The sequence below is a fragment of the Campylobacter rectus genome (assembly GCF_004803795.1).
Lineage (GTDB): Bacteria > Campylobacterota > Campylobacteria > Campylobacterales > Campylobacteraceae > Campylobacter_A > Campylobacter_A rectus.
The window spans coordinates 1636244-1649186 of the sequence record NZ_CP012543.1; the positions used below are offsets into that span (position 1 = coordinate 1636244).

Consider the following 12943-nt stretch of genomic DNA (forward strand, 5'->3'; position numbering starts at 1 on the left):
AAGCCCAAAATGAGTAAATTTATCGACCTACTAAAAACCCAGCCCGTTTTCGCGCGCCTCTCGCTCATACAGCTGATTTGTTATTTCGGCGTTTGGTTCTCGCACACGGGTATTTTCACGCTGCTTATCGAGCTTGACGCGCCCGTTTGGGCTATCACGGCGGCGGCTGCGCTAGCTTTCGTGCCGGGCGTGCTGTTATCGCCTTTTAGCGGTATCGTAGCGGATAAATTTAGCCCAAAACCGATGCTAATAGCGCTCACGGTCGTAGAGATGGTGACGGTTTTTATGCTCGTTTTTATCGACAAACTCTCCTTGATGTGGTTGCTTTTTGCGATAATATTTATCAGAGTCGGAGCCGGCGGAACGTATTTTCAGGTCGAGATGAGCCTTTTCCCCAAAATTTTAAACAAAGACGACCTAAAAACCGCAAATGAGATCCACTCGCTCATCTGGGCGTTTTCATACACCGCGGGTATGGGGCTAGCGGGCATTTATATCCATTTTTTCGGGATCAAAAGCGCCTTTTTGCTTGACTGCGCTCTTTACGGCGTTGCGCTTACGATCTTGCTAAAAACGGACATCGCCGTAAGAGCTCAAAAAGGTGGCGAAAAAATCCGCGAGATGCTAAAAAACGGCCTAAAATACATCAAACAAAATCCGCTCATAGCCCACCTCATCATGCTTCACGCGGTGGTGGGCGTAACCAGCTACGACGCACTCGTGGCGTTGCTGGCCGATTACCCGTATGCGGGCCTGCTCTCGACTTCGCTAATAATCGGCTACATAAACGCCTGCCGCTCGCTCGCCCTTATGATGGGCCCGCTCGTGCTTAGCAAATTCGTCTCAAACGCCAGCCTCGTTTATATCTACATCGGTCACGGGCTTGGTATCATGGCTTGGAGCGCGCTGCAATTTAACTTTTACCTCGGATTTATCGGCATTTTGTGTGCGGGATTTTTTACCTCGACGCTTTGGAGTTACACTTACACGCTCATCCAGCAAAAGTGCGATCCCAAATTTTACGGCCGCATCATCGCCTACAACGATATGGTCTGCCTAGCCGTCGGCGCTGCGGTATCGGGAGGCATAGGATTGCTTTTCGAGCTGGGGCTTAGTCTCGCGCAGATCACCGCGCTGATGGGCTGCGCGTTTATCCTCGGAGCATTTTACTGGCTTGCCGTGCGTAAAATTTACAAAGACGAGCTGGCGTAAAATTTGGGTATGCTTTAATCTAAATTTAGCTGCGTTTTTCAGTGTTGCGGGATAAAATTTCGCTTTGTCGCAAGACCGCCTCGTCTCTGCGCCGCTTTACGAAAGGTCATAAAAATTTAGACTAAATTTGATGCCGAATTTAGTCTAAATTTGCCGCACGCCGACTTCGCTTTTAAATACTCTTTGGCTCAAGATAAGTTAAAAACTTTCAAAAGAGTTTTAAACTATCATTTTATCGATGTGCTTTTAGGTAACGAGCGTAGCGAAGTTAAAAGAGTAAGAAGCAAGAGAGATAGAGGAGCGGCAAACAAAACACCGGTATTTTACTTCGCTTAGCGTCGCTTCGCTAGCTACCGTCGCCTAATAGCTAGAGATCGCTCGTTACTGCGTCTTGAAAAGCTACGAGTGTAGCGAAGTAGAGTTTAGATATAATGATAAAACAAGCGAAACGCTCACGAAGCGATGTTTTTATAAAAACCTTATCATATTGTGCTAAAATTAATAAGAGGTCTTATAAGTAGCAACGCAAGTCGCAGCTAAAAATCCGATTAACTTATCTTGAGCCCGCTTTTTGTGGAAACGACCAAAATTTGAGCTAAATTTGACGCTGAATTTATGGTTCGCTATCCTTAAGCAAGGAGCCGTTTCTTTGCGGATACGGCATAAATCCGGCAAGATTTAACCTAAATTTACCGCTTGCAGAGTCTAAGAAGCATGCAGTTTTTAAAAATTTAGCCTAAATTTTAAGCTAAATTAATCCGTTTGCCCATCCGTCCGCTTGCTTGCTTTGCGATAAACAAAAAACTTATCTCCGGCCATCCGTTTTCACCCCGACCTCGCCCGTCCTGGCGACTCGTAAAAACAGTGCGATTTAAAATTAGCCCGCACAAGCAAATCCGCAAAAAGAGGCGCAAATCTAGCTTTTCACGCGAGCGGCTTAAATTTAGCCGCCTTTCTCCGGCATTTTCGTAAATTTATCCGCGATCGAATTTTGCGGATGATGCGAGCCTGTGCGCAAATTTTGATAAAAATAGCAAAAACGAGAGGGTTTATGAGGGATAAATTCGCGCCAAATTTGGCCTGCGTAAAAAATCGGCCTTCATAAAATTTAGCAAAAAACAGCGTAAATTTAGTGTGTAAGAAAATCTGCAAACAAGCGGGCAAATTTAACGAAAAACAAGCGCAAATTTACCGTTCGTATCAAAAAGATAGCCGTCTGCCCGCCTAAATTTATCCGCCAAAATAAATCAAATTTGAATAAAATTAAAACGAGACCGAATCGGCCGCTACACCGAATTTATCCTCAAATTTGGTGCGAATTTTTAAAATTTAGCCAGGGCTCGCGCATCGTATCGGCCCAAATTTAACCCGCTTAGGCCTTGGCGTAATAAGTCGTGCCGTTTGAAATATGCTTTTTATAAAGCGCGGTATAAGGCACCAGATCGGCGTGTCCGACGTAGAGCCTGCCGTGATCGCTCAAAATTTTATGAAAGCGCTCGACGGTTCTTAGCTTAAACTCTTCATTAAAATAAATCATCATATTTCGCGAGAAAATGATGTCGAATTTACCGAGCTTAAAGATCGAATCGTCAAAGATATTCGTCACGCTAAACTCGCATCTAGGCAGCATCGCACGCTTGATTTCATACTTGCCGTCGCATTTCGTGAAGTATATGTTTTTTTGATTGTCGTTTAAGCGGTGCAAGGAGCGCTCGCTATAAACGCCCTTCTTACAGCTTTCGATAGCCTCGGAGTTTATGTCGATGCCCACGATGCTAACGCGGCTCGTGTCAAGCAAATTTGAGTGCGCGAGCATACCCAGCGAATACACCTCGTCCCCGCTCGAACACGGCGCGCAAAGGATACGCGCGCTAGACAGCTCCTCTTTAGCGTAATAAATCGCGGCTTGCAGCTGGGCAAGCTCTCTGTAAAAATAGGTCTCGTTTGTCGTGATGAGATTTAGGATTTCTTGCCTTAAGGTGCGGTCTACGACGATTTTCGAGCTCAAATTTTCAAAGCTTGAAATGCCGTTTGCTTGGCAGAAATTAGCTAGGCGCTGCTTTATCATCTCCTTTTTGGACTCCAGATCCACGCCGCACATATTTTTGATGACATCGACGAATTTATTTAGTCCCGCCGCATCGCTGGGAGCGGGCGTCAAATTTGCATTTTCAAGCATTTAAAAACCTTTCCAATTCCGCTCTTATGCCGCCGATCGGGAGCGACTTTAAATTTGCATTGATCTCTTTCGCGCGCTTTGGCATACCGTAAACAATCGCGCTTTCTTCGCTCTCGGCAACGCATTTAGCGCCCGCCTTGTATAGCTCGTTTAGCCCTTTCGCGCCGTCATCGCCGATACCTGTTAGCAGTATCGCCATAACGTCGGCAAATTCGCAAGCCTGCACGCCCGAGTGAAAAAGAACGTCTACATTTGGGTTATACGTAGTCTCTTTCATAGGCGAGCAAATGCCTGCCTTTAGAGGGCTAGCTGAGATTATTTCGGAGTTTTTTTCACAGATATATATCGCGCTTTTAAGCTGCGTAGGCGTGCTTAGCATCACCACTTCGGCGGTGCACTCCTTGTCAAACTGCGCTATAAAACTAGGGATAAACATGAGGCTCATATGTTGGGCAACAATGATACTGGCGCCTTTTAGCTCAAGCCCCTTAAATAGCTTCTTTAGATGTCCCGGACCGCCCGTCGAGGCGCCGACTAAGACTAATTTTTGTTTCAAATTCGTTCCGTTTTTATGAGTTAAATTCGGGGCTATTTTATATTTATTTATATTAAATTTAGCCGAGTTTTTTGGAGCCTTGAATTTAAGGCTCCGCTTTAGATAAATCAGGTCCTAAATTCGGCTAGCTTATTATTTAGCGTATCGGTCATTTTATTTAGATGTTCCGCCGCGGCCGCTATCTCTTCTACGCTTCTTGCATTTTCGGTAGCAATGTGATTTATATTAGAGATTCCCTCCATCATCAAATTTACACCCTTGCCCGTATTTATGAAATCTTCGGTCGTCTTATCCGACATTCCTATGGCTTTATTCATTGCTTCGCTCATTACGTTTATCGTATTTTCTACGCGATTTGCTACGTTTGTGAGCTCTTGAATGGTTTTTGAATTTGCGCTCATTCGTTCGCTGCTATCGCCTATAGCCTGCACTATAACGCTGATGGTGGCGTTTATCTCCACCAATGAACTTTGAGTGCGTTCGGCAAGCTTTCTGACTTCATCCGCGACGACGGCAAAACCTCTGCCGTGTTCGCCCGCTCTTGCAGCCTCTATAGCGGCATTTAACGCAAGCAAGTTTGTTTGATCGGCGATATCGTTTATAACGTCAAGCACTGATTTTACTTGTTCCGCATCGCGGCTAAGCTGTTCTATTTTTACGGCCATTTCGCTTTCTACTTGAGCGGAATTGGTTATTTGATCCGCAAGCTCTTTTATAGCTTTATTGGCCGATTTGATGTGCGTGCTGGCATTTTGCAGCTCGGTTTTACTTTCTTCGGCAAAGCTTACGGAGTTTTTCATAAACGACTGAATTTCTTCGCCTTTTTGAGTCGTATTATTTACGATAAGGGTCGAATCCTCTACGCGTTTGCCCGTTTGTAAGGATGTAGAGCTTAACTCGTTTGCTATAGAGCTGTTTTCCGAAGATAGATGCTTAGCGTCGCTTATCAAAATTCTAACTTTTTCTATAAAATTATTTATAGCTTCGCTCGCTTGAGCGATCTCGTCTTTACCGTTTATCTCGAGTTTTCTAGTCAGATCGCCGTCGCCGCTCGAAAGATTTCTGGCTCTATCTATTAAGGTATTTAAAGGCTTGGTTATAGAAGCTCTTGAATAAAGCATAGTCAAAATCAAAACGGCTACGGCTATGCCAAGCGCCATCATTATAAAGGTTTTAGTACCGTCATTTGCCGCCTTTTCCATGTTTTTACCCAGTTCGTCGGCTCTTGCGTATGCGTCCTCCATACTGGCCGTAATGATAAATATCATATCTTTGCCGCCGACGTTTATTTTTTTACTATTTGCGATCTTTCTGACCGGAGATTTCGTATTAGTGTCCAACAAAGCGTATTCTACATACTCGTCTTTAACGCTCGTCTCGATAAGTTTATCTACATATTTAAATCCGTTTATATCCGTCAAATTTTGCTTAAACATCTCCGCATTCGGATGATATATAATCTGACCTTTATCGTCTATTATTATCACGTATCCGCCCAAACCGAATTTAATAGCTTCCGTATACGCCAAAATATCGGTCGTAGTCTCTTCGTTGCTAATGTTAGTAGCCTGATACTGTCGTTTTACGGTCTCTATGAAAGAACTTATTATGTCCACTTCTTCTTGCAAAGCGACTTTTTTGTCTTCTTTTAAAGAGACTATAAGCTCTTGTTTAGTATAGGCGATACTCTTATCGCTTATTAACTTGTTTTCAAAAACAAGCGCAGCAAATAAAATAGCAAGCGATATCACGATCATCGCGGCTATTTTGGTGGAAATTTTCATGGTAGCCTCCCAATTTTTGTAACCTATTTAAAATTTGAGCGCAATTATAGCGAAAAATAAACAAAAAGTTGCAGAAAACATAAAATTTTATTGCATTTATTTTTTATTAGTCATTCTATATAAAAAATTAAAAATTTCAGCGACGGCTTTATAGAGATTGGGCGGGACCTCTTCGTTTAGATCGACCTTGCTTAGAATCTCGACCAGATCGGCATCCTCTTTGATCGGGATGTCGTGGGATTTGGCTAGATTTATGATATTTTTCGCCACTTCGCCCGAACCCGTCGCCAGCACCTTCGGGGCGTTATCTTTTTGGCGGTTGTAGCCTAACGCGACGGCTTTTTTAGTTTTTTGCATTTTTGCCAAATTTACGCCTTTTTATCAAAACCCATATCAAGCGTATCCAGACCGCCGTAAACGCCGCTAAGGCGCAGCTTTGGCATAGTTTTTAGGCTAAAATTCGAAACAATGAGCCCCTGTTCGCCGATAGCCCTTTTTAGCTCCTTCGCGCCGCTTAAAATGAGCTCTTTAAACTCCTCTTTTTGCGTCGCGATCGCAAGGTCGATGTATTTGTTTTCGCTAAGCGCGACCATTATGTTGATTTGGCCGAAATTTTGAAAATTCAGATCGATTTGCGCGTAGTGTTTTTGCTTTTTGCCCTGCTTAAATCTGATATTTCCGCCCTCTACGCCCTCCCAGACGTACGGTAGATAGGTCTGCACGCCGCCTGCGACCGCGGAGGCCAGCTGGTGCATCTCGATTTGAGCGAGCAGCTTTGAGGCGGCGTCTTTTACAGGGCTAGCGTCCGGGGACTTTGACTGCATATTTAAAAGCGTACCTTTTACGTCGTTTTGCAGGATTTTTGCCGTTTCTTCGGCGCTTTTTGGCGTCACGGCGCCAAGCTCGGCTCGAGCGATGTTTTGCTGTTTTATCAGCTTGCCGACTTCATCGAGATTATTTTTTGCTTCAAAGCCAGCTTTATCGGCGATTTGCAGGGCGAAATTTAACTTTCTAGCCGCATTTTGCAACTTGTCTTGCAGCGTCGCGCCCTCACTTCCTTCCGCGCCATCTCGGGCGATTTTTTGCGCGAAATCGTTAAATTTATCCTGCGAGCCCGCAAGCGCGCTAATCTCATCCGACAGCTGCTTTATCGCGCTTTTTAACTCGGCGAAATTTAAAGCAAAGCCTCTGTTTTGACTTAGTTTTTCGCTGCTTAAATTTTGCATTTTTTCGCCCGCGTTTGCTAGTAGCTGCGAGATTTTATTTAGCTCGTTGTTTAGCGTTTTTTCGTTTAGGCTTAGCCCGCTGCCGCTCATCGCGTTTGCTTGTTTATCCATAAATTTAGCCGCGTTTTCAAGCTTATCCGCGATTTCAAACAGCTGTTTAAAAGGCGAGCCTGCTAGCGTATCTTTGGCCGCGGTTTTAGCGTTTTGTAAAATTTGATCAAGCCTCGCAAAGCTTTCTTTCGTGCTTAGGCTATCGTCCTTAGCTAGCGTCCAAATTTGCTCCAAAAGCTGCTGATTTGAGAGATTTTTTATATCGCCAAACAGCTTATTTATCGCGCCGGGCAGGTTAAATTTGCCGTTTAGCGCGTCTTTTAAATTTGCTTCTAGCATAATGCCCGAACTTTTTATCTGCTCGTTTAGCGGCGCGTTTTTTAGCTCGGCGACGGGCTTTAAAAACTCCTTTAGTTTAAGCGCGAATTCCTTTAGATCAGGCTCGTTTTCGGCAAGAGCCGCGAGACTTTTCATATCTTTTGCGAGATTTGGCGAGAGCTGAAGGTTTTTAGCCTGCGCGGCGAGCTCTTTGGCCTGCGCAGGGCTTGATTTTAACTCGTTTAAGAGCTTATTTACGAGCTTATCCAGGTCTTTTACGGCGTTATCCGCGACCTCGGAGTCCAAATTTTGCGCGGGTGCGGGCTGATTTTTAAAAAGATTTTTGATTTCGCCCGCCTGCCCCGTCTGTCCTGCGTTTGCGCCGGGGACGCCGCCGGTTTTTGGCAGTGCGCCGCCGAGGGCGGCCTGGGTTGCGATTTGCGAGCTTGGCGCGTTATTTACCGATTCCATACAGTTATATCGTCAAATTTGAGATTTTCATTAGTTATTGGCCATCGTGCCGGGACTATGCTCAAAGTCTGTTCGGCTCTGAGCCGGAACAGTTTTTTGCGTGAAACAAAATGCGATCAAAAATATAAGAAGCGCCACATAAACCCACATAAAGCCGTCAAAACCCCAAATTTTCATACTAGCGCCCATTATCACGGATGAAAAAAGCGAGCCGATAGAGTAGCTAAAAAGTATCGCGCGGCCGACTTCGACGCCTTGGTTTTTGTGCTTTAAAACGTCGTTGGCGCGGGCAAGAGCGAGCGCGTAGAGGCAAAAAACGCCCGAACCGAGGAAAAACGACAAGACATACTGTGCGTAAATAGATGGCTTTAGTATCAAAAACACCGTTGCCGCGCACAGCGACACGCCCGCACAGCACATTATCACGGGTCTTCGGCCGAATTTATCCGAAAAACCGCCTATTAGCGAGTGCGCGATAAAGCCCCCCATCATCGCCACGGTCATAAAAAACGAAACCTCCTTCGCGCCGTATCCTTGCAACAAAACATAAACGCTAGCCATCGTGAAAAAGCCGTTTACCAGTATCCCTGCGACGATGCTGGTGATCAGCGCCAAAGGCACCAAAGTAAAGACTTTTGGGATCGAGACGCTCTTTTTTTCGGGTATCGGCGGTTCTTTGATGCGGATCAAATTTAACGGAATGCTAGAAAATAAAATAAACGCCGCACTTAGCAAAAAGACGTGCGAGGTGGATAAATTTAGCGAGAGCACGAGGATACCAAGCCCAAAGCAGACGTAAAACGTGATCTCGTAAAACGCCAACACCCGCGAGCGCACTTCGTTTCTAGCGCGCGCGTTGAGCCAGCTTTCGATTATCATTAAGATCGAGTAGTAGCAAAACCCCAGACACCCGCGCAAAAACGCCCAGAGGTATAAATTTGCGCTCAAGTCGTGAAACATCGCCGCGATACCGAAAAGCGACGCGAATATCCCGAAACTCCTGATGTGGCCGACTTTAGAGACGATCTTGTGCGAAAAGATAGTGCTAAGCATCGCCCCGATAAAAAACGTCGCGATCACAAAGCCCGTTTGCACCTCGTCCGCGCCCATTTTTTTTAGCTCTACGCCGGCAGAGCTGATGATGAGTCCGTTGCCCACAAACAAAAAAGACATCCCGATAAATAGTGCAAACATCGATTTTATCGTCATCGCCGAGCTAATTTTCATTGCTTCTCACTCCATATATCAAAGCGCCCGCGGGCATAACCGCAAGCGCGATCAAAAATGCGGCAATATCAAGGTTGCTATGTCTTTTTAACGCCAAAAACCCGACGACCAAAACCGCATACGCGATCAGCCGAAAAGGCACGAAAGCGGTGAAGAAATTTGGCGAATTTTGCTTCAAATTTTGCACGAAATTTCGCTTTTTGGACGGCCGAGCTTGGTCCTTTTGATTTGATTTGTTTAAATTTGGCTTGCTTGCTTGGCTTAAATTCGATTGATCGCCTTGGTTTGCATCATTTAAATTTAGCTCGTCGAATTTGTCTTGCGCGACTTCGTTTTGGTCTTTTGCCTTATCAAATTTAACCCGCTCATTTCGACCTTGTCCGCTAGTCTGAATAAATTTTACCGTTTTGTCGCCGCCATTTTCGTTTAAATTTTGCTTCTCAAATTTTAGCGCCCGATTTCGCTCGCTTAAATTTGAGCCGTCCGCAGCGTCAAATTTAGCCTGTTTGCTTAAATTTTCACCTTTGGCTTGCTCCGTTAGATTCTCGTCAAATTTAACCCGCTCGTTTTTATCTTTTAAATTTAGCTCCGCGGCTAGGCTAAATTCCGCGTCCGTTTTTGCGTAGGCGCTCAAATTTGACGCGTCCGACGGCTCGGCATTTTCGCGGTGCGGGTCATACCCGTCAAATTTAGCGCTTTGAGGGCGGTCAGGAAACTCCTCGTGATTTTCGCCCCATTCGTCTATATCGTCGTCCGCAAAGGCGTCATAGTCTCGCACGCCGTTTTCTACGCGCTTTTTGTAGGCTCTAAATGTCGCGGCCAGCACTAAAAGCGAACCGAAAAAAGCCGTCTGCGAGCTGTAAAACCATGCCCGCCCAAAAAAAGCCGAACTAAGTAAAAGCAAAGCCTCAAACGCGCCGTAAACGGCAAGCAGCCTAAAATTCACTCATCGTCCTCGTCCTTTGCGGGCTTAAATTTACCGCTATCTTTTAGCTCCTCAAGGCTCTTTATCTGCGCGTCATAGGCCTTTTTGACGTTTAGCGCGGCTGCGGCGATACCGACGGCGACGCCCGCAAACAAAGTCCACGTCCAGCCCGTCTCCTTCATCATCCAGTAGCCAAACCCCGCTCCGATCGCGAGCGCTACGACGATAGAGATGCCTAGGCTTAGCTGCTCGGCGCCTTTTACCACTTCGCCTAAATTTATCTTCGCCATCAGGCAAATCCCCAGCTATTTTTTATCTGCTCTTGTATCGCTTCACGCTCTTGTCTGGCCTCTTTTAGGCGCTCTTCGAGCTCGGTGATCCTTGCTTTGATCTCACGCATCTTTTCATTGTCGCCCGCCATTTCCGCACTTATTTCGTCAAAGCTCTCGTCGGCGGCTCTAACGGCAAATCTGATATCCTCCTCGTTCATCGCGGCGCAGATAAAGCCCGTCTCAAACTGGCTAGGCGCGAGATAAACGCCTTTTTTTAGCATCTTGGCGTGAAATTTGGCGTAAAGCTTGGTATCGCTTTTTAACGCATCGTCGTAGTTTTTGACCTCGCTTGCCGTGAAGAAAAAGCCGAACATCGAGCCTCGCACCGTCGTTTGCAGCGCGATGCCGTGCTTGACGGCGACGCTTTTTAGTCCGTGGGCGAGCAGGACGGCTAGCTTATTTAGCCGCTCGTAAAGCTCATTGTCTGCGAAAATTTTACTTAGGCTTGCGATGCCGGCGGCCATAGCTACGGGATTGCCGCTTAGCGTGCCGGCCTGATATACGGTGCCTTCGGGACTTAGGCAGTCCATGATCGCCGCCTTTCCGCCAAACGCCGCCGCCGGGCAGCCTCCGCCGATGACCTTACCGAACGTCACCAGATCGGCCTCTATGTCGTTAAATTCGAGCGACCCGTGCCTGCTCGCGCGAAATCCGCTCATAACCTCGTCAAAAATCAGCACCGCGCCGTTTTCGTCGCAAAGCATCCTAAGCACTCTTAAAAACTCGTTATCCGCAGGCACGAGTCCCATATTTCCCGCGATAGGCTCGATTATCAGCGCGCCGATTTTGCCTTTATTTGCCTCAAATATCGCTCGCACGCTTTCTATATCGTTATAGCGCGCCAGATAGGTGTTTTTCACCACGTCCGCAGGCACGCCGCCGCTAGAGGCGTTGCCGTAGGTGGTTGCGCCGCTACCTGCTTTTACCAAAAGCGCGTCGCTGTGCCCGTGATAGCAGCCTTCAAATTTTATGAGTCCGTCCTTACCGCTAAAGCCGCGCGCTACGCGGATAGCGCTCATCGTAGCCTCGGTGCCGGAGCTTACGAAGCGCACCTTTTCGACGTTTTTAAACTCGTCGCAGATCAGTTTTGCAAGCCTCGTTTCTAAATTTGACGGAGCACCGAAGCTAAGCCCCTTTTTAGCCGTCGCTATCACCGCATTCTCGATATCGGGATCGCAGTGCCCGAAGATAAGCGGCCCCCAGCTCTGGATGAAGTCCAGATAGCGCTTCCCCTCGATATCAACCAGATACGCGCCCTCGCCTCGCTCTACTACGAAAGGCTCTCCGCCCACGCTCCCAAATGCCCTGACCGGCGAATCTACGCCGCCCGGGATATACTTTTTGGCTAGCTCGAAAGCTTCTTTGTTCGTCATTTTTTATCCTTATTGAAATTTATTACGTATTCGTAAAGCAAATTTATCTCCTCATCGGTTAAAAAGTAGCTGGGCATCACGCTTCTAGCGCTTAGCACGCCCTCTTTAAAGGTCTTAAAATCAAGATTGTTTATTTGCGGCGCCCTTAGTTCGTCGTCGATGACCTGTTTCGTTTTTTTATCAAAATGCCTATACTTTGATATGAGCGAGCCCTCGCCGCCCCTGCCGTGGCACTTGTCGCAGCCGATGCCGCGCGGGTTTTGATAGAGCATCTTTGCGTATTCGGTTTTCGTGATAAAATCGCTCGCAAACGACGCTGCGCAAAACAGCCAAAAAATCAGCCGAATTTTCATAAAATCTTTCGCTTTTTCGTAAATTTAATCTAAAATTAGCTATCATACAACTTTTGTGATTAAAATGCGATAAAGGACGCAAATGACGATATTGGACGGAAAAAACGTAAGCGCGCGGGTAAAGGAAAAAGTAAAATTTGAAGCGCTAAATTTGAAAAATCAAGGCATAGAGCCGGCCCTTGCGGTGATACTGGTCGGCGAGGATAAAGCCAGCCAAACCTACGTCGCGGCCAAAGAAAAAGCTTGCATAGCCTGCGAGATAAAAAGCGTGATGCACCGCCTGAGCGAATCCACGACGCAAAGCGAGCTAATCGCGCTAATAGACGTGCTAAATTTAGACGACGGTATCGACGGCATATTAGTGCAGCTGCCGCTACCAAAACACATCGATACGAATAAAATTTTAGAAACCATTAGCCCCGCAAAAGACGTGGACGGCTTTGCCGCTATAAACGTCGGCAAGCTAGCTAGCGGACTTGACGGTTTCGTACCGTGCACGCCGCTAGGCATAATGGAAATTTTTAAAGCCTACGATATAAATTTAGAGGGCAAAAACGCCGTCGTGATCGGACGCAGCAACATCGTGGGCAAACCGATGGCAAATCTACTGCTAAACGCCAACGCGACCGTAACCGTGACGCATAGCAAAACGCGAAATTTAAAAGAAATTTGCGCAGACGCCGATATCCTTGTCGCAGCCATCGGCAGGGCGGATTTCGTAACGGCGGATATGGTTAAAGAGGGCGCGGTGGTAATCGACGTAGGCATAAACCGTATGGACGACGGCAAGCTAAAGGGCGACGTCAAATTTGACGAGGTAGCTCCAAAATGCTCGTTTATAACGCCAGTTCCGGGAGGCGTAGGTCCGATGACTATCGCGATGCTGCTGTCAAACACCATAAAATCAGCCAAAAACCGCGCGAAAAAGGCATAAAT

The 12943-nt window shown here is 46.6% G+C and carries 11 protein-coding genes and 2 pseudogenes; 2 read left to right on the forward strand and 11 right to left on the reverse strand.

All coding sequences use genetic code 11. The features are described 5' to 3' along the window. The first annotated feature begins 9 nt into the window (after window positions 1–9). Entirely contained in the window at window positions 10–1212 is a 1203-nt protein-coding gene (locus CRECT_RS07790) for an MFS transporter (RefSeq protein WP_004319078.1), read from the forward strand. A 1372-nt stretch (window positions 1213–2584) separates the two neighbouring features. Here CRECT_RS07790 and CRECT_RS07795 read toward each other — a convergent pair. The 11 genes and pseudogenes from CRECT_RS07795 to CRECT_RS07840 form a co-directional block, all read right to left on the reverse strand. Beyond that, complete coding sequence (locus CRECT_RS07795; protein WP_004319048.1) at window positions 2585–3391, reverse strand: CheR family methyltransferase; 807 nt, start codon at window positions 3389–3391, stop codon at window positions 2585–2587. Continuing rightward, complete coding sequence (locus CRECT_RS07800; protein ID WP_004318926.1) at window positions 3384–3947, reverse strand: CheB methylesterase domain-containing protein; 564 nt, start codon at window positions 3945–3947, stop codon at window positions 3384–3386. Before CRECT_RS07800 ends, CRECT_RS07795 begins: the two co-directional genes overlap by 8 nt. 107 nt (window positions 3948–4054) lie before the next feature. Continuing rightward, window positions 4055–4564, reverse strand: a pseudogene (locus CRECT_RS13225) (methyl-accepting chemotaxis protein); the annotation flags it as partial. A gap of 351 nt (window positions 4565–4915) precedes the next feature. Next, window positions 4916–5731 (reverse strand): annotated as a pseudogene (locus CRECT_RS13230) (cache domain-containing protein); the annotation flags it as partial. 96 nt (window positions 5732–5827) lie between these two features. Next, window positions 5828–6088 (reverse strand): FlhB-like flagellar biosynthesis protein, encoded by a 261-nt coding sequence (locus CRECT_RS07810; protein WP_390885587.1) that lies wholly within the window; start codon window positions 6086–6088, stop codon window positions 5828–5830. Between the two features lie 11 nt (window positions 6089–6099). Then, window positions 6100–7797 carry a flagellar hook-length control protein FliK gene (gene fliK / locus CRECT_RS07815; RefSeq protein ID WP_004319101.1) on the reverse strand — a complete coding sequence of 566 codons (1698 nt, stop codon included), beginning with the start codon at window positions 7795–7797 and terminating at the stop codon, window positions 6100–6102. Between the two features lie 30 nt (window positions 7798–7827). Then, window positions 7828–9024 (reverse strand): MFS transporter, encoded by a 1197-nt coding sequence (locus tag CRECT_RS07820; RefSeq protein WP_004318913.1) that lies wholly within the window; start codon window positions 9022–9024, stop codon window positions 7828–7830. Continuing rightward, window positions 9014–9970, reverse strand: coding sequence for a hypothetical protein (locus CRECT_RS07825; RefSeq protein WP_004318917.1), 957 nt, complete (start codon window positions 9968–9970; stop codon window positions 9014–9016). The genes CRECT_RS07820 and CRECT_RS07825 overlap by 11 nt, the downstream gene beginning before the upstream one ends. After that, window positions 9967–10239: an AtpZ/AtpI family protein gene (locus CRECT_RS07830; RefSeq protein WP_004318911.1), complete on the reverse strand. Its 273-nt coding sequence runs from the start codon at window positions 10237–10239 to the stop codon at window positions 9967–9969. The genes CRECT_RS07825 and CRECT_RS07830 overlap by 4 nt, the downstream gene beginning before the upstream one ends. Then, window positions 10239–11654, reverse strand: a complete 1416-nt coding sequence (gene hemL / locus CRECT_RS07835; protein WP_004319026.1) for a glutamate-1-semialdehyde 2,1-aminomutase — start codon at window positions 11652–11654, stop codon at window positions 10239–10241. Before hemL ends, CRECT_RS07830 begins: the two co-directional genes overlap by 1 nt. Next, complete coding sequence (locus CRECT_RS07840) at window positions 11651–12007, reverse strand: c-type cytochrome (protein ID WP_004319038.1); 357 nt, start codon at window positions 12005–12007, stop codon at window positions 11651–11653. The genes hemL and CRECT_RS07840 overlap by 4 nt, the downstream gene beginning before the upstream one ends. An 82-nt stretch (window positions 12008–12089) precedes the next feature. Between CRECT_RS07840 and folD the strand changes: the two genes are divergently transcribed. Further along, the gene (gene folD, locus CRECT_RS07845) at window positions 12090–12941 is read left to right on the forward strand and encodes a bifunctional methylenetetrahydrofolate dehydrogenase/methenyltetrahydrofolate cyclohydrolase FolD (protein WP_004318898.1); all 852 of its coding nucleotides are present in this window, start codon (window positions 12090–12092) and stop codon (window positions 12939–12941) included. Window positions 12942–12943 lie beyond the last annotated feature (2 nt).

Coding starts and splice junctions, on each gene's coding strand:
- CRECT_RS07790 (WP_004319078.1), top strand. CDS start 10: ATGAGTAAATTTATCGACCTACTAAAAACCCAGCCCGTTTTCGCGCGC.
- CRECT_RS07795 (WP_004319048.1), bottom strand. CDS start 3,391: ATGCTTGAAAATGCAAATTTGACGCCCGCTCCCAGCGATGCGGCGGGA.
- CRECT_RS07810 (WP_390885587.1), bottom strand. CDS start 6,088: ATGCAAAAAACTAAAAAAGCCGTCGCGTTAGGCTACAACCGCCAAAAA.
- fliK (WP_004319101.1), bottom strand. CDS start 7,797: ATGGAATCGGTAAATAACGCGCCAAGCTCGCAAATCGCAACCCAGGCC.
- CRECT_RS07820 (WP_004318913.1), bottom strand. CDS start 9,024: ATGAAAATTAGCTCGGCGATGACGATAAAATCGATGTTTGCACTATTT.
- CRECT_RS07830 (WP_004318911.1), bottom strand. CDS start 10,239: ATGGCGAAGATAAATTTAGGCGAAGTGGTAAAAGGCGCCGAGCAGCTA.
- hemL (WP_004319026.1), bottom strand. CDS start 11,654: ATGACGAACAAAGAAGCTTTCGAGCTAGCCAAAAAGTATATCCCGGGC.
- CRECT_RS07840 (WP_004319038.1), bottom strand. CDS start 12,007: ATGAAAATTCGGCTGATTTTTTGGCTGTTTTGCGCAGCGTCGTTTGCG.
- folD (WP_004318898.1), top strand. CDS start 12,090: ATGACGATATTGGACGGAAAAAACGTAAGCGCGCGGGTAAAGGAAAAA.